This is a genomic window from Mesorhizobium sp. M8A.F.Ca.ET.218.01.1.1 (assembly GCF_004791165.1).
Classification (GTDB): Bacteria; Pseudomonadota; Alphaproteobacteria; order Rhizobiales; family Rhizobiaceae; genus Mesorhizobium.
Genome location: NZ_SRUZ01000005.1, coordinates 22,900 through 42,749, shown reverse-complemented (window position 1 = coordinate 42,749; position 19,850 = coordinate 22,900). Strand labels below are relative to the sequence as shown.

At 61.6% G+C, this 19,850-nt stretch carries 17 protein-coding genes; 9 read left to right on the top strand and 8 right to left on the bottom strand.

Annotated elements, in window-relative coordinates; all coding sequences use genetic code 11:
* The first annotated feature begins 48 nt into the window (after window positions 1-48).
* The 3 genes from EN861_RS18920 to EN861_RS18910 all read left to right on the top strand — a co-directional run bounded on the left by EN861_RS18920 (window position 49) and on the right by EN861_RS18910 (window position 4,334).
* Entirely contained in the window at window positions 49-843 is a 795-nt protein-coding gene (locus EN861_RS18920) for a class I SAM-dependent methyltransferase (RefSeq protein WP_127275382.1), read from the top strand.
* Window positions 844-918: 75 nt separating this feature from the next.
* Window positions 919-2,889, top strand: a complete 1,971-nt coding sequence (gene asnB, locus EN861_RS18915; protein ID WP_135864949.1) for an asparagine synthase (glutamine-hydrolyzing) — start codon at window positions 919-921, stop codon at window positions 2,887-2,889.
* 176 nt (window positions 2,890-3,065) lie between these two features.
* Window positions 3,066-4,334, top strand: a complete 1,269-nt coding sequence (locus tag EN861_RS18910) for an O-antigen ligase (protein WP_127275380.1) — start codon at window positions 3,066-3,068, stop codon at window positions 4,332-4,334.
* 51 nt (window positions 4,335-4,385) lie between these two features.
* On the opposite strand, the gene EN861_RS18905 is transcribed toward EN861_RS18910, so the two are convergent.
* From EN861_RS18905 to EN861_RS18895, 3 genes are all read right to left on the bottom strand, one after another.
* Complete coding sequence (locus EN861_RS18905) at window positions 4,386-5,147, bottom strand: alpha/beta hydrolase (protein WP_348629800.1); 762 nt, start codon at window positions 5,145-5,147, stop codon at window positions 4,386-4,388.
* A gap of 63 nt (window positions 5,148-5,210) precedes the next feature.
* Window positions 5,211-6,698, bottom strand: a complete 1,488-nt coding sequence (locus EN861_RS18900; RefSeq protein ID WP_135864947.1) for an NAD-dependent succinate-semialdehyde dehydrogenase — start codon at window positions 6,696-6,698, stop codon at window positions 5,211-5,213.
* A gap of 17 nt (window positions 6,699-6,715) precedes the next feature.
* On the bottom strand, window positions 6,716-7,942 hold the full coding sequence (locus EN861_RS18895; RefSeq protein WP_135864945.1) for an iron-containing alcohol dehydrogenase: 1,227 nt from the start codon (window positions 7,940-7,942) through the stop codon (window positions 6,716-6,718).
* Between the two features lie 151 nt (window positions 7,943-8,093).
* Here EN861_RS18895 and EN861_RS18890 point away from each other — a divergent pair, with 151 nt between their 5' ends.
* The 5 genes from EN861_RS18890 (at window position 8,094) to EN861_RS18870 (ending at window position 13,053) form a co-directional block, all read left to right on the top strand.
* Window positions 8,094-8,795 (top strand): GntR family transcriptional regulator, encoded by a 702-nt coding sequence (locus EN861_RS18890; protein WP_135864943.1) that lies wholly within the window; start codon window positions 8,094-8,096, stop codon window positions 8,793-8,795.
* A gap of 11 nt (window positions 8,796-8,806) precedes the next feature.
* On the top strand, window positions 8,807-10,399 hold the full coding sequence (locus EN861_RS18885; protein ID WP_135864941.1) for a sugar ABC transporter ATP-binding protein: 1,593 nt from the start codon (window positions 8,807-8,809) through the stop codon (window positions 10,397-10,399).
* Window positions 10,387-11,385, top strand: coding sequence for an ABC transporter permease (locus EN861_RS18880; RefSeq protein ID WP_135864939.1), 999 nt, complete (start codon window positions 10,387-10,389; stop codon window positions 11,383-11,385). The genes EN861_RS18885 and EN861_RS18880 overlap by 13 nt, the downstream gene beginning before the upstream one ends.
* A 55-nt stretch (window positions 11,386-11,440) precedes the next feature.
* Window positions 11,441-12,391, top strand: a complete 951-nt coding sequence (locus EN861_RS18875) for a substrate-binding domain-containing protein (RefSeq protein WP_135864937.1) — start codon at window positions 11,441-11,443, stop codon at window positions 12,389-12,391.
* Window positions 12,392-12,459: 68 nt separating this feature from the next.
* Window positions 12,460-13,053: a DJ-1/PfpI family protein gene (locus EN861_RS18870; protein WP_135865394.1), complete on the top strand. Its 594-nt coding sequence runs from the start codon at window positions 12,460-12,462 to the stop codon at window positions 13,051-13,053.
* A 110-nt stretch (window positions 13,054-13,163) separates the two neighbouring features.
* On the opposite strand, the gene EN861_RS18865 is transcribed toward EN861_RS18870, so the two are convergent.
* The 5 genes from EN861_RS18865 to EN861_RS18845 all read right to left on the bottom strand — a co-directional run bounded on the left by EN861_RS18865 (window position 13,164) and on the right by EN861_RS18845 (window position 18,156).
* A complete protein-coding gene (locus EN861_RS18865) occupies window positions 13,164-14,363 on the bottom strand; it encodes a mandelate racemase/muconate lactonizing enzyme family protein (protein WP_135864935.1) in 1,200 nt (399 codons plus the stop codon).
* A gap of 9 nt (window positions 14,364-14,372) precedes the next feature.
* On the bottom strand, window positions 14,373-14,699 hold the full coding sequence (locus tag EN861_RS18860; protein WP_127275484.1) for an NIPSNAP family protein: 327 nt from the start codon (window positions 14,697-14,699) through the stop codon (window positions 14,373-14,375).
* 105 nt (window positions 14,700-14,804) lie between these two features.
* A complete protein-coding gene (locus tag EN861_RS18855) occupies window positions 14,805-16,163 on the bottom strand; it encodes a mandelate racemase/muconate lactonizing enzyme family protein (RefSeq protein WP_135864933.1) in 1,359 nt (452 codons plus the stop codon).
* Window positions 16,164-16,221: 58 nt separating this feature from the next.
* Window positions 16,222-17,388, bottom strand: coding sequence for a mandelate racemase/muconate lactonizing enzyme family protein (locus tag EN861_RS18850; protein WP_127870437.1), 1,167 nt, complete (start codon window positions 17,386-17,388; stop codon window positions 16,222-16,224).
* A gap of 57 nt (window positions 17,389-17,445) precedes the next feature.
* Window positions 17,446-18,156 (bottom strand): GntR family transcriptional regulator, encoded by a 711-nt coding sequence (locus EN861_RS18845; RefSeq protein WP_127275487.1) that lies wholly within the window; start codon window positions 18,154-18,156, stop codon window positions 17,446-17,448.
* Window positions 18,157-18,339: 183 nt separating this feature from the next.
* Here EN861_RS18845 and EN861_RS18840 point away from each other — a divergent pair, with 183 nt between their 5' ends.
* Window positions 18,340-19,818, top strand: a complete 1,479-nt coding sequence (locus tag EN861_RS18840) for a sugar ABC transporter substrate-binding protein (RefSeq protein WP_127275488.1) — start codon at window positions 18,340-18,342, stop codon at window positions 19,816-19,818.
* Window positions 19,819-19,850: the final 32 nt, after the last annotated feature.

Genomic DNA, 19,850 nt, shown 5'->3' with positions numbered 1-19,850 from the left:
CATCAGCTAAGGCTTCGGTCATTCGGAAAGGGCGACGGTGGGAAGCTTATGAACGCGCGTTATGATTTCGGCCGCAACTGGTCCGAGCTTGCCGCGCGCTTCGAGGACGAGCATCTGGATCGGGCTTGCGAGGATCTTCGCCGCCTGGTGGGCGATCTGGAGGGGAAGACATTTCTCGACATGGGCTGCGGATCGGGCCTGCATTCAGCGGCCGCTCTTCGGCTGGGGGCAGCGAAGGTTCACGCCGTTGACTATGATCCGGGTTGTGTCGAAACGACCAAGGCCGTGCTTTCTCGCTTCGCGCCGGAAGCCGAATGGAGCGTGGAGCGTGCCGATATCCTCGACAGGGCGTCGCTTCCGACCGGGACGTTCGATGTCGTCTACTCGTGGGGCGTCCTGCATCACACGGGCGACATGTGGGCGGCGATCAGCAACGCAGCCGGCCTCGTTGGTCACGGCGGAAGATTTGGCATTGCGATCTACCTGAAAACGCCACTTTGCGGACTGTGGACGGTCGAAAAAAGGCTCTACTCCTCTCATCGCTGGCTGCGGCCTCCGGTCAAAGCGCTGTTTGTCTCGGCCTACATGTCGGCGAGAACGCTGCGCCATCGGGACACGATCTCGTTTGTAAAGAACTATCGCGCGCGCCGAGGCATGGAATTCCTGGCGGATGTCGACGACTGGCTAGGCGGCTATCCCTATCAATCCACCTCGGCCGAAGAGTTGGAGACGTCAGTCGAAAAACTTGGGTTTCGCACGAAGCGGCGCTTCAATGCAGTGCCTGGAATTGGCCTCTTCGGCACCGGCTGTGGTGAATGGTGTTTCGAGCGAATGGATTTATAGCCGCTGGTTTCCTCCTCTGATTTCGCGGCAGAGAGAGAAAGAACCGAGCCTGGTCATTGTGGAGAGTAACGCCGGATGTGCGGTATCGTCGGCATTGTGGGTGGAGTGGCCGCGACAAGCAGCGGCCCCTCAAGCGTGCGCCGCATGGCGGACATGATCCGGCATCGCGGACCGGACGGCGACGGCATCTGGACTGACGCCGAGGCCGGGGTCGCGCTCAGTCAGCGCCGACTGGCAATCATCGACCTGTCATCGGCCGGCGCGCAGCCGATGATTTCGCACAGCGGTCGCTATGTCATCGTCTTCAATGGAGAAATCTACAATCACGGCGAGATGCGGACGCATCTCGATCGGGACTTCGGCGCTCATGCATGGCGCGGTCATTCCGACACCGAGACCTTTCTGGCTGCAATCGAGGAGCTTGGAACCAACAAAGCGCTTGGACTGGCTGTCGGCATGTTTGCTTTCGGCTTGTGGGACCGCAAGGAGAGAACGCTCGTTCTCGGACGTGATCGCCTGGGGGAAAAGCCGTTATATTATGGCCGGATCGGCAAGGCCTTCGCGTTTGCCTCGGAACTCAAGGCCTTTCAACCGCTGCCGGATTGGCGCCCGGACATTGACCGGAATGCGCTGGCTTTGCTGATGCGCCACAATTACATCCCCGCGCCTTACAGCATTTACCAAGGCATTCGGAAATTAAGACCCGGCCATCTCCTCGTCCTTTCCGACCCGATGCGTGAGCCACATGTCGAGAGCTATTGGAGCGCCAGGGAAGCCGCTGAACAAGGCCAGCGCGACCCTTTTCAAGGGAGCCCCGAAGAGGCGGTCGACGAACTCGAACGTCATCTTCGCCGCGCCCTCGAAGGGCAGATGATCGCTGACGTGCCGCTCGGCGCCTTCCTCTCGGGCGGCATCGATTCTTCCGCCATCGTGGCGGTCATGCAGTCGATCAGTTCGCGACCGGTACGGACCTTCACGATCGGATTTGACGAAGTCGGCTACAACGAGGCGGGCCATGCCAAGGAAGTCGCGCGCCACCTTGGCACCGACCATACGGAACTTTATCTCAGCGAGCGGGACGCGCTAGAGGTTGTGCCCCATCTGCCCGGCATTTATTGTGAGCCCTTCTCCGACTCCTCGCAAATCCCGACATTCCTCGTCTCCAAACTGGCGCGTGGCAGCGTTACCGTGGCGTTGTCGGGCGATGGCGGCGACGAGCTGTTCTCCGGCTACACGCGCTACGCACTCGCCGATGCGTTATGGAACAAGCTTTCCCGCATCCCGATGGGGCTGCGCCGCGCGTCGGCCAGCCTGGCGACACTGCCCTCGCCCGGTCTCTACAACAATGTCGCGGGTGGGATCATGCCGCTTCTGCCGCAGCGCCTGCGCCGCGAGCGCGTCGGCGACAAGATCCACAAGGCGGCATCGGTTCTTTCATTGCGAACAATGGACGATGTCTACCGCCGCCTCTGCTCGCACTGGGAAGCGACCGAAATCATCCCGGATGCGGACGAGCCGCCCACCATGCTGACCGGATTGGAGGCGCTTCCAGCGCTGCCGGGCAACGTCGAGCGGATGATGTACATCGATATGATGAGCTATTTGCCGGACGACATCCTGGTAAAGGTTGATCGCGCGGCAATGGCAGTCAGCCTCGAGACCCGCGTGCCGCTGCTTGACCACCGGCTGATAGGCTTTGCACTTTCGCTGCCGCTTTCCATCCTGCGAGCCGGCGACCAGACAAAGTGGCCGCTCAGGCAACTGCTTTATCGACATGTTCCGAAAGCGCTCGTCGAACGTCCGAAAATGGGCTTCGGCGTGCCCATCGACACCTGGCTGCGCGGCGCGCTTCGCGAATGGGCGGAGGCGCTGCTCGACGAGCGCCGATTGCGGGAAGACGGGTTCTTTCGAGCCGATGCAATCCGGCGCGCGTGGTCTGAACACCTCTCCGGACACCGTAACAATCAGTATCTGCTTTGGGACGTCTTGATGTTCCAATCCTGGCAGGAAGGAACCCAGGGAGCTTCATCGGCGGTCGCGGCCTGAACAGGCATCAGGGCCAGGTTTTTTCACTCGCGCAGCCGGATCGGGAGCGAGACGGTCCCGCACTATCAGATACCTGAGCAAGCAGCTATACGGGTTCGAGGACAGGGGCGAAGCACGGGTGAGCAAGGATCGTTCGAACGATTCGCACGCGACCCGGAACATTGCGAAGCAAGGCATTGAACTCGTTTACATCGCTGCGGCGCCACCTGACGGCAGAACAGGTCAACCGTGGCTTCTCGATCATCTGCTTCTTTTCGCCGCCAGTGCTCGGGTCGGTGGTGAGCTTCGTATTTCATGGTGGAGCGCTCTGGTCGGTGGTGTTGCTGGTCGCCAGGCGACGCCGCTTGAACATCGACCGGCCGATGCTCGCCATGACCCTTGCGATCTATGCCTATTGCGCGGCGATGGTCCTGGCATCGATCGTCAACGGCACCCTGCGGGCTGATGTCACGCACTTCCTGCCGCTGATCACCTTGTTGGTGTTCCCGATCTCCTATTCGACCTGGAGCATCACCGACAAGGCGACGCTTGCACGCATTGCTGTGCGGGCCAGCGCGGCAGCATGTGCCGGAGCGCTGGTGCTGACCATTGTCCAATATTACTGGATCGGGATGCTGAGAGCCGAAGGAGGGGCTGGAAATCCGATCGTGTTCGCGACGGTCACCTGCCTCGCCGTGATGATGTGCCTTGCGGGCGCTGTGTCGGGAATAGAGAAAGCCTGGAAGACACTCACCGTCGCCGTACTCGCCGGCGCCGTAGCGACCGTCTATTCCGGCTCGCGCATGATCTGGGTAGCCTTGCTGATCGCCATTGTCGCCGTCCTTGTGATCAATCGCCAGAGATTCACGCGATCGAATATGAGGCGGTTGCTGGTGATTGCGGGCGCCTGCTGCCTGCTCACCGCGGCAATCACCTCTCCAATCATCGTAGGTCGCACTCATTTTCTGTTCGATGACTGGAACGCCCTCGCCACCAAGGATGATCATTCCACTCCGCTCGGGCTACGCGTTGGGCTCTGGGACATTGGGATGGATGCATTTCGCGAAGCGCCATTTTTCGGCCACGGCATATCCGCCAGCCGGGCGATTTCACAGCAGGGTTTCAAAAAGCAATTTGGGGTGAGCCAGGGCTTCAACCATTTTCACAACGGCTTTCTGACAGCCTTGGTGCAGGCCGGACTTGTTGGCGCGTTATCATTGGCGGCGATCTTCATCGTCGCGATCTGGAACGCAACGAGGGTTCTTCGCTTCAGTGCCGATCCGTTAGAGAGGTTCGGGGCGACCATGATAGTGGTCGCCGTCATCGTATACCTTGTTGGTGGCCTAACAGGCATCCTTGTCGGCCACGACATTCTCGATTCAACGCTAATGATCTTCCTGATTTCGGGCACATACCTGGCTTGCGGACGAACCGTTTCGCCGATCCGTGAAAGTCAGACGACATAACGGCTGCCGCGACGGCAGGCCCGTGATGTTCTCGCGGGCCGCGTGTCGAATTTATGCGGCCACGACGACGTGGTGAAGCCAGTCGCCCGCGATTGTCCCGCGCAGCCCTAAATCACGTACGCTGTCCATGTGGTTGCGCGCCGTGAGCACGCCCATCGATACACTCAGGTCCTGCCCTATCAGACGATCAGCAAACAATCTGGCTTGCAGGTGAAACGGCTGTGTTTCCCGCTCGCCGACCAACATCCTGACTTTTGTCCGCGAAGAGTGGGATTTGCTTATCGGCGAAAATGCCGCAACTTCCGCGTCGGTCAAGCCTATCAAAGGCTCGAGGAAGGAATGCTGAAGAGGCTTCAAATCATACAGGCCGCCGAGCAGAAGTGCCGCCGAGGGGGGATGTGTCGAATCCTCGTTGAACAAAAAGGTCGCCAGATGCGCGCCGGCGGAATGGCCACTGACGCTTAGCCGACCGGGATCGCCGCCATGGCTGGCGATATTATCCTGCACCCATTGCCTCGCGCGCCGGACCTGGTCGACGATTGCCGCCATCCTGACGGCAGGCATCAGCGCATAGTCGATCACGACCGCGATTGCCCCTGCGCTCGTGACCGTTTCGGCAACGTAGGAATAATCGCTTTTGGTGAACATGCGCCAATAGCCGCCATGGATGAAGATGTGCACCGGGAGGTCCTTGCGCGGTCCCTCCGGAAAGAACAGGTCGAGTCGCTCGGCCTCGTGCGAACCATAGGCGACATCCGCCAGCATAGGCAGCGAAGCCCGCGTCGCAGCGCTGCGGGCGACGATATCGGCCACGATGTCATCGAAATCGGCAACGTGGTCGCGGGTGCGAAAAGGATCCTTCGACATGGCGTCCGCTCAAAAGGTTACAGCGATGTATTTGGCCTCCATGAACTCGGAGGTACCGTGGTGCTGGCCCCCTTCCCGTCCTAGGCCGCTCTGCTTGACTCCGCCAAAGGGCGCGGCGGGATCCGACATCAAGCCGCGGTTGAGGCCGATCATGCCGGCCTCGATCTCCGAAGCAACCCGCATGCCGCGCGCCACATCGCGGGTGTAGAGGTAAGCGGCAAGGCCGTATTCGGTGTCGTTGGCGTGGAGGATGGCCTGTGCCTCGCTCTCGAAGCGGGTGATGGGCGCCACCGGTCCGAAGATTTCTTCATGCGCCATGTCAGCGTCCGGCGAGACTTCGGACAAGACGGTCGGAGGATAGAAAAAACCATCTCCCTCAAGCACCGAGCCGCCGCACAGCACCTTGGCACCCCGATTGACCGCGTCCTTGACCAACCGGTCGATCTTGTCGACCGCTTTCTTGGTGATCATGGGTCCACATTCGGTGTCCGCCTTGGTGCCGGCGCCGATCTTGAGCGCGGCCATGCGCCGGGACAGGCCGTCGGCGAACGCATCGTGGATGCCCGACTGGACGTAGATGCGATTGGCGGCCGTACAGGCTTCGCCGGCATTGCGCATTTTGGCGATCATGGCGCCATCGAGGGCCGCACCGAGATCAGCATCGTCGAAGACAATGAAGGGTGCATTGCCGCCGAGTTCCATGGAACAAGAAATCACATGTTTGGCGGCCTCGGCGAGCAAGGCCCGGCCGACCCCGGTCGAACCGGTGAAGGAGAGCTTCCTGACGCGCGGATCGGCCAGCATGGCCGACGTCAGGGGGCCTGGGGTCGACGTCGTCAGCACGTTCACGACACCGTCCGGAACGCCGGCTTCGCTGTAGAGCGCGGCCAGCGCATAGGCCGTCAGCGGCGTCTCGCTGGCCGGCTTCAAAATGACCGTGCAGCCCGCCGCGAGGGCCGGTGCGATCTTGCGTGTCGCCATCGCGGCAGGGAAATTCCAAGGTGTGATGAGGACGCAGATGCCGATCGGCTGGTAGTCGACCACGATCCGGTTGGTCCCGGACGGAGCGGTGCCAAACTCACCGGTGATGCGAACAGCTTCTTCGGCGTTCCAGCGGAAGAATTCGGCCGCGTAAGCCACCTCGCCGCGCGCGTCGCGCAGGGCCTTGCCGTTCTCCAGCGAAATCAGCATGGCAAGCGTCTCCGACCGCTCGACCATCAGTTCGAAACAGCGCCTGAGAATCTCGGAGCGTTTGCGTGGCGCGGTCTCACGCCACCCCTTGGCGGCTTTGGCCGCTGCCTCGACCGCAGCGGTGGCGTCCTCCAGGGTCGCATCGGGAACCGCCGCGATCACCGCCCCGGAGGATGGATCGGTGACCTCGATGAGCCTGCCGTCGGCAGACGGCAGCCATTGTCCGCCGATATAGAGCCGGTGCGGGAAACCTCGCACATCGTAGGGATCCTGATCGAGCTGGAAGGCATTGTAAGGAAGGTTCATCGTCTTGTTCCTGACGTTCACATGGCGCAGGCGGTGAGATCGCCGTCATAGGCCGCCTGGACAAGGCGGCGCATGGCGGCGAGGTCGAATGGGCGCGGGTTGTTCTTGATCAGACGATCGATGCCAAGCGCCTGCTCGGCGGTCCAGTCGAGCCTGTCGGCCGGAAGCCCCAGACCGGCCAGCGTCGGAGTGATACCGATCGCGGCGAACAAGCGTCTGATCTCCTCGATGGTCGCTTCCGCCATTTCGTCGGCGCCACGACCGTTCGCCTCAAGGCCGAGAGCAATCCCTATCTCGGCGATTTCCGCCGCGGCCACACGGCTGTTGTAGCTCATGACATAAGGCATCATCGTCGCCACCCCCAGCCCATGCGGCGTGTGCGTGAGCGCGCCGGCCGGGTATTGCACCGCGTGCGCCGCCGCCGTGCCAGCAGTGCCGAAGGCGCAACCCGCAGCCAGCGCTCCCATCATCACGTCGGCGCGCGCCTCGGCGTCATCGCCGTCGGTGCACGCCTTCTCCAGACTGCGGCCGAGCAGTTTGACGGCCAGCAGCGCGAAATGATCGGTCAACGGCGTCTTGCCGATGAAAACGTGGCGCTGCGGCAGGCTGAAGTCACCGTCCCGATGCATGGCCGTGAAGGCCTCGATCGCATGGGTGAGCGCGTCGGCACCGGCGATCGCGGTCAGGCCCCGCGGACAGGTCATTGTCAGTTCGGGGTCGCAGATGGCAACTGCGGCAATGAGATGGGGGCTCGATATGCCTACTTTGAGCGTCCGGTCCGGATCGGATATCACCGCGACGGGCGTCACCTCCGATCCTGTGCCGGCCGTGGTCGGTATGGCGATGAGCGGCAGCGTTGGTCCCGGGACTTTGAACTCGCCATAGTAGTCCTGCAGCTCGCCACCGTGGCTGATCAGCAAGGCGGCGCATTTGGCGAAATCGAGACAGCTGCCGCCGCCGATGCCGATCACCATGTCGGGCCGGAAGCCCCTCGCTTCCTCGACGCAGACCGCCACCGAGTCGCGCGGCACGTCAGGGAGGACACCGTCGTGAACCAGCACGTCGACCGACGCTGACTGCAAGGATTCCATGATTTCGGCAAACACCGCCGTGCCGGCGAAACGCTCGTCGGTGCAGACCAGGGCGCGTCGGCCATGGCGACAGGCCACGGCTGGCAGTGCATGACGTTGCCCCTTTCCGAATAGAATTTCGCGTGGGAGCCGGAGGGCTGTGAGAAGGCTCATGACAGGCTGCATCCTTGAGGGGTGTCGGAGAAACTCGCATTGCAAAATCCGCACCGAAGGGAACTGAACGGCGCCGATAAAATCGTATAGGATATAGTATTGCATCGGTCAAACCCTCGTGTTAGCAGTCTCCCCTGTCGAGAGGCGAAAGATGCAACCTGTCAGTTTGAGCAATAATGGTGAGGCGCCCACGGGAGCGGGTCGCATCCAGCGCGCGAGCAGCCTGGCCGAGGACGTTTACGAGGCCATCTTCGCGCAGCTGATGTCGCTGAAGATCGCGCCCGGTTCACGCATCACCGTCGACAATCTGGTCAAGGAATTCGACGTTTCCCATACGCCGATCCGCGAGGCGCTCGGGCGTCTGGAAGGCGAAGGCCTGGTTCTGAAAACGCATCTGATCGGATACCGCGCCGCACCGCAGATCACCCGGCGCCGTTTCGACGAATTGTACGAAATGCGTCTCCTGCTCGAACCGCACGGCGCGGCGAAGGCCGCCGCCGCGATGGACGAGGCCAAACTCGGCACACTGCTTGAGGCGGCAGGCGTGATGTCGCGCCGCGAAGGCAAGGACGAGCGCCTGCGTTATTCAAACTTCGCCCGGCAAGACGCGATTTTCCACGACAAGATCATGGAATATGCCGAAAACGAGCTCATTCGCGAGACGCTGGGTTATCAACACACCCACTTCCACATATTCCGCCTGATGTACCACTCCCGCGTCACCGAGGAGGCGCTGGACGAGCATGAGGCGATCCTCGCCGCGTTCGGCTCAGCCGATCCCGATGCCGCCGCGAAAGCAATGCGCGCCCACATCGAGCACTCGCGCGATCGCCTGCTGCCGGCCTTCGATTGAGGCCTGAACGAATGTCCATTACCGCCAATATTGCCGCAGAGCGAGGACGTGCGCTGCCTGGCGGCAACGCGCCCGCGGCCGCGGAGCCGGTGCTACGCGCTCAGGGTCTCTCGAAACAATATGGGCCGGTCACCGTGCTCTCCGACGTGACGCTCGACATCCTGCCGGGCGAGATCCATGCCATTATCGGCGAGAACGGCGCCGGAAAATCCACACTGATGCGGCTGCTGTCCGGCTATGCCGAGCCAACCCGTGGCACCTTGTCCATGGCCGGTCGGCCGGTGACGTTCGCCAAGCCCGACCAGGCCCAGGAAGCCGGCATTGCCCTCGTCCACCAAGAGATCCTGCTCGCCGAAGCACTTACGGTGACGGACAACCTGTTTCTCGGCCGCGAGCTTTCGCGCCGCCATGTCATGGACGACCGCGCCATGCGGGGGCTGGCAGCCGAAAAGCTGGCGCAGATCGGCTGCCCGGTCTCGCCGACCGCGCTGGTGCGCGACATCTCTCTGGCTGACCGCCAACTGGTCCAAATTGCCCGTGCCCTGCTCGACGATTACAAGGTCGTGATCTTCGACGAGCCGACCGCCGTGCTGACCGGCGCGGAAGTGGATCGGCTCCTCGAAATCGTCCTGCAATTGAGAGCCCACGGCACAGCCGTCCTCTACATCAGCCATCGGCTGGACGAAGTGCGGCAGCTTGCCGACAAGGTAACCGTGCTGCGCGACGGCAGGATGGTCGGTACCTATCCGGGCACCGCCCTGACGCAGATGGACATGGCGCGGCTGATGGTCGGCCGCGAGCTTGCAGCCCTCTATCCGCAGAAGAGCACACCGTCCAGCGAGCCTATGCTGAGCGTAAAAAACGCCACCGTCCCGGGCTACGCCGAGGATGTCTCTTTCACCCTCCACAAGGGCGAAATTCTTGGCTTTGCCGGCATGATCGGCGCGGGCCGCACGGAACTGTTCGAAGGGCTGGTAGGCCTGCGGCCGGCCCATGCGGAGATCGAACTCCGGGGACGACCCGTCCGGATCCACTCGCAACGCGAAGCGATCGACGCAGGCATCGGCTATCTGACCGAGGATCGAAAAAGCAAAGGCCTGCTCCTCGATGAGCGCCTGGCGCCCAACCTGACGCTTTCGGCATTGGAGCGGTTTCATCCCACACTGGTTCTCGGCAGAAGCCGCGAAGCGGCCGCACTGGCGGAGGCCGTCCGGAGCTACGACATCCGGCTCAAGACCCTTGGTGTCAAGGCGGGGCAACTTTCCGGCGGCAACCAGCAGAAACTGCTGCTCGCCAAGGTGCTGCTTACCAATCCCTCGGTGGTCATCATCGATGAGCCGACCCGTGGCATCGATATCGCCAACAAGGCTCAAATCTACGCCTTCATTCACGCCATCGTTGGCAGCGGCAAAGCCTGCATCGTCATCTCGTCGGAAATGCAGGAGCTGATCGGCATCTGCAATCGCATCCTCGTCATGCGTGAGGGCCGTCTGACCGGCGAACTCCAGGGCGCCGAGATGACCGAAAGCAATGTGGCGCTGCTGGCGACAAGCGGCCCGAAACCGAGGCCAATGGCCAAGGGAGGAACAGAATGGCTGTCATAACCGGATCCCCATCCACGCATCGCGCCGGCGATTTGAACATCACCTGGACCGACGTGGGTCCCTTCCTGGCATTGGCCGCCCTGCTGGTGGCCGGCTTCCTCATCAATCCGGACTTCCTCTCCGCGACCAATCTCGCCAACGTCATCACCCGCAGCGCCTTCATCGCCATCATCGCGGTCGGTGCGACGTTCGTAATCTCGTCGGGAGGGCTCGATCTCTCCGTCGGCTCGATGGCCGCCTTCGTCACCGGCATCACCATCATGTTCATGAACGCCGTGGCGCCACACGCTGGCCTGTGGGCGATACCGGCTGGAATGCTCGTGGCGATCCTGGTCGGCCTGCTGTGTGGCCTCGCCAACGGGCTGATCGTCACCATAGGCCGGATCGAACCGTTCATTGCGACGCTCGGCACAATGGGCATTTTCCGCGCGTTGATCACCTATCTGACCGATGGCGGCACGATTCCGATCGACCGGTCGCTGCGCGAAGCCTATCGGCCGGTCTATTTCGGCACCGTCGGCGGTATACCGATTCCGATCCTGATATCGGTCGCCGTCGCCGCGATTGCATCGTTCGTCCTCTACAAGATGAAGTATGGGCGCAAATGCGCCGCGGTGGGCGCAAACGAGGACGTCGCGCGCTATTCCGGAATCTCCATCATCAAGACGCGCACCATCGCTTACATCGTCCAGGGCGTCTGCGTGGCCATCGCCGCGATCTGTTACGTGCCGCGTCTGGGCGCCGCAACGCCGACCACCGGACAGCTCTGGGAACTGCAGGTGATCACCGCCGTGGTGATCGGCGGCACGGCGCTGCGCGGCGGCAAGGGTCATGTCTGGGGAACCGTCGCCGGCGCTGTCATTCTGGAGCTGATCGCCAACCTCATGGTGCTGTCGGATTTCGTCTCCGAGTATCTGGTCGCAGCGGTCCAGGGCGTCATCATCATCATCGCGATGCTCATTCAGAGGTTTTCGAATTCGAAATAGCCCCGTGTCCGGACCACACGGGTGCGTAGTTGTGGGTCCAATCTGGGAGAAGAAAATGTTCAGTAGAAAATGGATGGCTGCGGCCGCGCTCGGCTCGCTGCTCCTCACGGGCCATGCCATGGCCGAGGACAAGAAAGTCATCGCCGTTTCGATACCGGCCGCCGACCATGGCTGGACCGCCGGCGTCGTCTATCACGCGCAGACGGCGGCCAAGGAAATCAACGCGGCCTTCCCCGGTGTCGAGGTCATCGTGAAGACATCGCCCTCTGCGGCCGAGCAGGTGTCGGCGATCGAGGATCTCTCGGCCTCCCGCAAGATCGATGCGCTGGTGATCCTGCCCTACTCGTCGGAAGAATTGACCGAGCCGGTCAAGGCCATCAAGGAGAAGGGCACCTTCATCACGGTCGTCGACCGAGGCCTGACCGACCCGACCGTCCAGAGCCTTTATGTGGCCGGCGACAACATCGCCGTCGGCCGCAACACGGCGAAATACATGATCGACAAGCTTGGCGGCAAGGGTGACGTGGTGGTCCTGCGCGGCATTCCGACCGTGATCGACGACGAGCGCATCAAAGGCTTCCAGGACGCCATCGCCGGCACCGGCCTCAAGGTTCTCGACATCCAGTACGCCCACTGGAACAGCGACGAAGCCTTCAAGCTGATGCAGGACTATCTCGCCAAATATCCCCATATCGACGCGGTGTGGGCGAACGACGACGACATGCTGCTGGGCGTGCTCGAGGCGGTCAAGCAGTCGGGCCGTACGGACATCAAGCTGGCGCTGGGCGGTAACGGCATGAAGGATATCGTCAAGAAGGTCATCGACGGCGACACCGTGACCCCCGTCGAGACGCCCTACCCGCCGTCCATGATCAAGACGGCCATCTACATGACCATGGCCAACCTGGTTGGCCAGGCCCCGGTTCGCGGCGCCGTCAAGCTGGACGCGCCGCTGATCACCAAGGACAACGCCAAGGAATATTATTTCCCCGACTCCCCGTTCTGAGACGAACGCAGTCAATGCGGGGCGCAGCCATGCTCGCCCACTCCTTTAACGCGACAGAGGACATGATCATGTCAGGCAAGAAAATATTGATGCTCACCGGCGAGTTCACCGAGGAGTACGAGATCTTCGTATACCAGCAGGCGATGGAAGCCGTCGGCCACACCGTCCACGTGGTCTGCCCGGACAAGAAGGCCGGAGACCTCATCAAGACCTCCCTGCACGACTTCGAAGGCGACCAGACCTACACAGAAAAGCTCGGCCATTTTCAGGTGATCAACAAGACGTTCGCCGAGGCGGAAAAGCAGCTCGATCAATACCACGCCGTATATTGCGCTGGCGGCCGCGGCCCGGAATACATCCGCACCGACAAACGGGTGCAAGCCATGGTGCGCCACTTCCACGATACCCAGAAGCCGATTTTCACGATCTGCCATGGGGTTCAGATCCTGATTGCCGTGGACGGCGTCGTGCGCGGCAAGAAGGTTGGCGCGCTCGCCGCCTGCGAACCGGAAGTGACGTTGGCCGGCGGCACTTACATCGACCTCTCGCCGACGGAGGCCTATGTCGACGGAACCATGGTGTCGGCCAAGGGTTGGACAGCGTTAGCCGCCTTCATTCGCGAGTGTCTGAAGGTTCTCGGGACCGAGATCCGCCATCTCTAGACTCGATCGGCGCATTTCAACAATGCGCCGATTTGCGTTGCGGCAAGATGTGCATCCACGCTTCTTTGAAGCAAGCCCTCGGTCGATGAGATCGAGGGCCGCCCTACCAATCAATCGAAGAAGCCGGCATCCTCCGCCAGCAAATACTTCCTGGCCCCTTCGGCATCGATATCGAGGCCGAGCCCCGGTGCCTCCAGCAGATCGACCATGCTGTCCTTCACGATCTGCTTGGGCAGGCCGATGACGATGTCGTTCCACCAGGGGTCCGAGGCGCTGGGATATTCGAACGCCACGTAGTTGGCGGGCAAGGTGGCGCAGACATTGATCAGCGCGCCGAGGCCCAGCAGGCCGTTCGCGGTGCCGTGCGGCGCCATCAGGATCGAGTGCATATAGGCGTGCTCGGCGACCCATTTGAGCTCGGCAATGCCGCCGATGTCGGCAGGATCCGGGCCGATGACGCGCACGGCCTGGGTCTCGATCAGTTCCTTGAAATTGTGCCTGAGGTAAATCTGCTCGCCGGTATGAATCGGCGTCGAGGTCGAGGTGGTCAGTTCCCGATAGGCTTGCGGATTGACCCACGGCACGTAATCGCCGGTCAGCATGTCCTCGAGCCACATCAAATTGTACTTCTCGACCGCGCGGGCGAACTTGATCGCGTCGGGCAGCATCCAGCCCGGGCCGCAGTCGAGCGCCAGGCTGACCTTGTCCCCCAGCACTTCCTTCATCGCGATCACGCAGTCGAGCATGTGGTTGAAACCGCGCTCACTGATCATGCCCTGATCCATGGCACCGTGATAGCCGGCCTTCTTTTGCGTCACACCGTAATGGAAGTCCTCGACGGTGTCCTTCATGTTGGAATGGAACGAGATTCCCTGCTTGACCATGAAGAAGTTCTGCGGCTGCTCCATCATCCATTTTACGTCGGCGGCGTAGTCCTCCGGCCGATCGCCCGTGCGTTTCTGGCGGATCGAGCCGTTATAGACGCGCACCTTGTCGCGCACCTTGCCGCCGAGCAGTTTGTATGCCGGCACGCCCGCGGCCTTGCCGGCAATGTCCCAAAGCGCATGCTCGATAGCACTGACCGCCGCGCCATAAGGCTTGAACGAGCCGCGCTGGCGGATCTTCAACATGACCCGCTCGACGTCGGTCGGATCCTCGCCGATCAGCGCTTCGCGGAAATGCAGCACCCAAGGCTTGAGATAGGTCTTGGTGAACTCGACTTCTCCCAGTCCATAGAGGCCCTCGTCAGTTACGACGCGAACGATGGGATGCTTGCCGATAACGGCACAGCGAAGGTCGGTGATCTTCATGGCGCAGTCCTATTTCACAGACGAGAAAGCTGTCGGCGTGAGCATCTGGCTGCTGATATTGGCAACGATCTGCCCGTCGCGCTCAGACTCGTCCCGGGCCCTGTGCCATGCCGGATCGGTGACGAAAGCTGCCCATTTCGCCTCACGCTCGGCCAGCGATTCCCAAGCGAGGAAATAGGTGAGGCGATTGCTGTTTTCGCCGATCGCCGTGGTGAAAAACCCGGCTTGGCGGATGCCATGCCTCTCCCAGATGGCCAGCGTTTGGTCGGAAAAGCGCTTGAGCAAAGCCGGCAGCCTGCCCGGCAGGCAGTCATAGATACGCAGTTCGTAGATCATGGTTTCGTCCGTTTCTTTCCTGGCCTCGCCCTTGGGAGAGGTCGACACCAATGGTCGGTCGTTGGCCCTGTGAGCCTTGGGGGGAATGACGGCAAAGGGTCCGGGCTAACTCCAGGTCCGGTCCCAGCTATATTCATTGTCCCAATGCTCGGTGGATTGCCATATCCCCGTGACACCGGGCTGCAGACGCTGGCTGATCACGTCGTCGACCACATCGTCTATGCCCAGCCCCGGCTTGTCGGGCACGGTGATGAAGCCGTCCTTGACGAGCGGCTTGGGCAGGCCGGTGACGATATCGTCCCACCAGTCGACATCGGCGGAGTGGTATTCGAGCGCCAGGAAGTTCTCGGTCGCGGTGGCGACATGCGCGGCGGCCATCGCGGCAATCGGACTTTCGGCCATATGGATCGCCATGGCGACACCGTGATCCTGCGCCATATCGCCGATCTTCTTGGTCTCGAGAATGCCCCCGCTGGTGAGCAGATCCGGGTGGATGACCGAGAGGCCGCCGCTCTTGAGCAGCGGCTCGAAGCCTTCCTTGAGGTAGATGTCCTCGCCGGTGCAGATCGGCACCGTGGTAGCCTGCTGCAATTGCCGGTACTGCTCGGTGTATTGCCAGGGGATCACGTCCTCCAGCCAGGCCGGAACGTATTTCTCGATACGGCGCGACAGGCGGATGCCATCCTGCAGCGAGATGTGGCCGACATGGTCGATGGCGAGCGGGATCTCGTATCCGATCACCTCGCGAACCTCGTGGATGTACTGCTCGAGCAGGTCGATCCCCTTTTCGGTGAAATGCAGGCCCGTGAACGGGTGCTGCACGTTCTGCGCGTCATAAGCGAGATTGCGGGCCTTGCGCTCCTCGAGCGTGCCGCCACGGCCGCGCGGATTGGCATGAAACCCTTCGAGCGCGCCGGCAGGCGCGGCCACGGCGCCCGGGACATGGGCGATCTGCATCAAGCCCAGGTCCATCTTGAGGAAGCTGAAACCCCGGTCCATGCGCTGCTTGAGGCGCTTTCCGGTTTCGGTGCCGCTCGGTTTCTCGGCGTCGGTATCGCAGTAGACACGTACCTTGTCGCGGAACCGTCCCCCAAGCATCTGGTAGATGGGGACGCCATAGGCCTTGCCGGCGAGATCCCAGAGGGCGATTTCGACTGCCGAGACGCCGCCGCCCTGCCGGCCATGCCCACCGAACTGCTTGATCCGGCGAAACAGGCGGTCGATGTCGCAAGGGTTCTCGCCAAGCAGCCGGCTCTTCAGCATCAGCGCGTAGATGGCGCTGGCGCCGTCGCGCACCTCGCCAAGTCCGACGATGCCCTGGTTGGTGTAGATCTTGAGCAGCGCCGAGGTGAACGGCGCGCCGACGATTTCGGCCACCCGCATGTCGGTGATGCGAAGCTCGGACGGCTTCGAGTTGGTGTTGACCCGGTTGAGGGCCTCGTCGGCTCCATCCGTTTTTGGCATGACTTATCCTCGTTCTGGTCGGCGGGGCCTGTCGCCCCGCATGCTGCCGATGACGTTGCTAGCCCAGTTGGATCTCATGGGCTTGCAGGTAATCGCGGTTCATCTCGATGCCGAGACCTGGCCTCAACGAAAGCTTGAGGCTGCCGTTCGAAACGTCGAGCGGCCTGTCGATAAGATGATCGTACTTGCCCAAATTCCACTCCGACGTTTCGAGCTTGTAGAAATTGGGAACGGTCATCATCACCTGCGCTCCCGCAACCACGTTGATCGGTCCCGCGGCGTCATGGGGTGAGACCGGGATGTAGTAGGCTTCGCACAGAGCGGAAATCTTTTTGAGTTCGGTTATGCCGCCGGTCCAGGTGACGTCGGGCATGATGTAGTCGGCGAGCTTGTTCTCGAGTACCGGGATGAAATCCCACTTGGTGTGGCCGCGCTCGCCCCACGAGATAGCGGCGCTGACCTTGTCGCGCACCTGCTTGAGGGCGTTAAGGCTCTCGGGCGGGCAAGGTTCCTCGAACCAGTCGATCTGGCCGGCTTCCTCGAGGCTGCGACAGAGGCGAATGGCGGTGGGGACGTCGAAGCGGCCATGCGCATCGATAAGGATGTCGACATCGGGGCCTGCCGTTTCGCGGATCAGAGCCGTGAGTTCGGCCGCCTCGCGCTCGTCCTTGCGGGTCATGCCGCCATCGAGGTAGCCGTCCCGCTGTTCACGCGACACGCCGTCGGCACCGCGACCCTGGTGGGGGAAAGGATCGAACTTGAGAGCTGTGTGCCCGGACTCGACAATGTCCAGGATCTCGCGGACCACAGCATCCTTGCTGGTGAATTTGGCCTGGTTGGGATGGGTATAGAGCGCGATTTCATCGCGGACCGGCCCGCCCAACAGTTCGTAGATCGGCTTGCCGAGGACTTTGCCCCTGAGATCCCAGAGAGCTATGTCGATCGCGCTCACGCATTCGACCGCGGCGCCACGGCTGCCCATATAGGTGAAGCTGCGGAATATCTTGTGCCAGAGGTATTCGATGCGCGCCGGGTCCTCTCCTGTCACCGCGGCTCCGATCTGTCGAAGGATCGTGCAGAGCGCGCGGTTGGCGAGCTTGGTGGTGGTGGTGATCTCTCCCCAGCCACTCACCCCCTCGTCCGTCGTCACCTCGACGAACAGGAATTCCCCCCAATAAGAAGCACCAGACTTGATCAGCCACGGCCGAACGCTCGTGATTTTCATTTTCAATACCTTTGTCAGCAATGGTCAGCCGCGATGTTCCAGACTTGACCCCTGGTCCTATCCGGCGCGAGCGGCGTTGCGCGCACGCATCTGTTCGAGAACATGCCGGCCGGAACCCTCGACATGACGGGAAATGAGTTCGGCTGCCTTGTCTGCCTCTCCCGCCTTGATGAGCGCGATGAGTTCGCGGTGCTCGCGAATGATCGCCGCACGCCGCGCCAGCGTGAAATTGAAGCGCCGGCTCACCGCCCGCAGCACTTCGCGATGCTTCCACCAGAGCTCAGCGGCATGGCGGTTATAGTGCCGCTGGTACATCACGGTGTGAAAGGCGGTGTCCAGTTCACTGTGCCTGAAGGTGTCGGCGAAATTGTTCTCTTCAATCAGCGCCTGAATACGTTCGAGCTCGGCGATGTCCTCGCCTGTAGCCATATTTACGAACCATCGCGTCAGGGCCGGCTCGATCAGCACACCGATCTCGTAGATATCGCGGACGAAGTCCTGATCGATGGGCCTTACACGAGCTCCGCGGTTGGGTGAGAAGATGACGAATCCCTCGCCCCGCAACAGCTGCAGGGCCTCGCGCACGGGATTGGTGGAAGTGCCGTGGCGGCGGGCGAGATCGGTGACAACAAGCCGTTCGTTGGCGGCGAGCCGTCCCTCGATGATGTCTTCCCTTATCAGCTCGTAAAGGGAAGCGCCCTCGCTGGAGGCCCCGATAGCGTCGATCCCCGGAGGTGGTTTTGCTTTAAAATCGTTTGTTTCGGCCAAGGCCGGCTCCCCAAATTAATACACAGTCAGTCCGATATCATGCACGGTTTCCATAAACAATGTACGATCTGACGCGTTGACAGGCAATCCGTGATCTGAAAACGTACTAAGTGATCGAGAGGATACACCGTACTGAAAAAACCATCCTCGCGATCGCAGGGCGGAGAACCAGGGAGGATACCTATGACGAGGATCATGCTCGGCAGTGCGGTCCTGCGCGGCACTGTCGTCGGTGTTTTGGCGGCATCGCTTATGTCCACATCGGCGCTGGGTGCGCCGCCGGTCGACCTGAGCAAATGGTCGCCTGAATATGTGCGCTCGATCGCCGGAACACAGGATTTCGACACGGCCGGCGATTGCGCCAAGGTCACCCCGCTCGATTACAAGGGGCGACTGACTTTCTGGTATCAGGGCGTGTTCGAGGGCGATCCCGACCTCCTGCGCCAGTACTACAAGGATTTCTTCGAGACTTTCCGCAAGACCTATCCGAACATCCAGCTCGAGGAACAGGCCCTCACCTATAACGACCTTCTCGACAAATTCCGCACGGCACTGCTGGGCAATGCCGCGCCGATGGCGGTCCGTCTGCAGATCCTGGGCGGTACCGAATTCGCCTCGAAGGGCTATCTGCAGCCGCTCAAACCTGAGGATGTTGGCTATTCGACCGAGGATTTCTGGCCGGGCGCCATGAAGGCGGTGACCTGGGATGGGGTGACCTACGGCGTTCCAACGAACAACGAGACGATGGCGTTCATCTGGAACGCCGACATCTTCAAGCGTGCGGGCCTCGATCCGGACAAGGCTCCGGCAACCTGGGACGACGTCGTCAAATATTCCAAGCAGATCCACGACAAGCTCGGCATTGCCGGCTACGGCCTCGTGGCTCGCAAGAATGCCGGCAATACGCCCTATCGCTTCATGCCGCAGCTGTGGGCCTATGGCGGCGGCGTCTTCGACGAGGCCACCGCGAACCCGACCTACAAGCAGGTGGAGCTCGACAGCCCGCAGAGCAAGGCGGCGCTGCAAGCCTCATATGACATGTACGTCCGCGACAAGTCGGTTCCGGTCTCTGCACTTACCAACCAGCAGGCCGACAACCAGCCTCTGTTCGTCGCCGGCCAATTGGGCATGATGGTCTCCCACCCATCCGACTACAACGTCATGCTCGACCTCCAGGCAAAGGCGACCGGGACCGACAAGGATAAGGCGCAGACCGTCATCGACAACATGCGCTACGGCCTGATCCCGACCGGCCCCGACGGCAAGCGCGCCGTCGTGTTCGGCGGCTCGAACATTCACATCCTGAAGCCCGAATATGTAGAGGGCGGCAAGGTGGACGAGCCGGCCGCGAAGGCGATGATCTGTATGTGGGCTAGCCCTGAATGGTCGCTGAAAATGGCCTATGCCGGCTCCAACCCGGGCAATCTCAACGGCTTCAAGACCAAATGGATGAAGGAACGCCTGGACCATATCAAGTTCCTCGATGTCACGACCTCGATGCTGCCGTATGGCATCCCGTTCCCGGCGCTGCCGGAGTCCCCCGAGATCATGAACATCATCGTCCCGGACATGCTGCAGAATGCCCTGACCGGAGCTATGACCGTCGATCAGGCAGCGGACGACGCGGCCAAGAAGGTCAAAGACCTGATGGGCGGACTCTAGTCCGGACCTGACCTCCGATCTGGCCGGCTGCG

Bases quoted from the DNA above. Each gene is read 5' to 3' on its own strand.
- EN861_RS18920 (WP_127275382.1), top strand. From the start codon at position 49: ATGAACGCGCGTTATGATTTCGGCCGCAACTGGTCCGAGCTTGCCGCG.
- asnB (WP_135864949.1), top strand. From the start codon at position 919: ATGTGCGGTATCGTCGGCATTGTGGGTGGAGTGGCCGCGACAAGCAGC.
- EN861_RS18900 (WP_135864947.1), bottom strand. From the start codon at position 6,698: ATGAACCTTCCTTACAATGCCTTCCAGCTCGATCAGGATCCCTACGAT.
- EN861_RS18895 (WP_135864945.1), bottom strand. From the start codon at position 7,942: ATGAGCCTTCTCACAGCCCTCCGGCTCCCACGCGAAATTCTATTCGGA.
- EN861_RS18890 (WP_135864943.1), top strand. From the start codon at position 8,094: ATGCAACCTGTCAGTTTGAGCAATAATGGTGAGGCGCCCACGGGAGCG.
- EN861_RS18885 (WP_135864941.1), top strand. From the start codon at position 8,807: ATGTCCATTACCGCCAATATTGCCGCAGAGCGAGGACGTGCGCTGCCT.
- EN861_RS18880 (WP_135864939.1), top strand. From the start codon at position 10,387: ATGGCTGTCATAACCGGATCCCCATCCACGCATCGCGCCGGCGATTTG.
- EN861_RS18875 (WP_135864937.1), top strand. From the start codon at position 11,441: ATGTTCAGTAGAAAATGGATGGCTGCGGCCGCGCTCGGCTCGCTGCTC.
- EN861_RS18870 (WP_135865394.1), top strand. From the start codon at position 12,460: ATGTCAGGCAAGAAAATATTGATGCTCACCGGCGAGTTCACCGAGGAG.
- EN861_RS18865 (WP_135864935.1), bottom strand. From the start codon at position 14,363: ATGAAGATCACCGACCTTCGCTGTGCCGTTATCGGCAAGCATCCCATC.
- EN861_RS18860 (WP_127275484.1), bottom strand. From the start codon at position 14,699: ATGATCTACGAACTGCGTATCTATGACTGCCTGCCGGGCAGGCTGCCG.
- EN861_RS18855 (WP_135864933.1), bottom strand. From the start codon at position 16,163: ATGCCAAAAACGGATGGAGCCGACGAGGCCCTCAACCGGGTCAACACC.
- EN861_RS18850 (WP_127870437.1), bottom strand. From the start codon at position 17,388: ATGAAAATCACGAGCGTTCGGCCGTGGCTGATCAAGTCTGGTGCTTCT.
- EN861_RS18840 (WP_127275488.1), top strand. From the start codon at position 18,340: ATGACGAGGATCATGCTCGGCAGTGCGGTCCTGCGCGGCACTGTCGTC.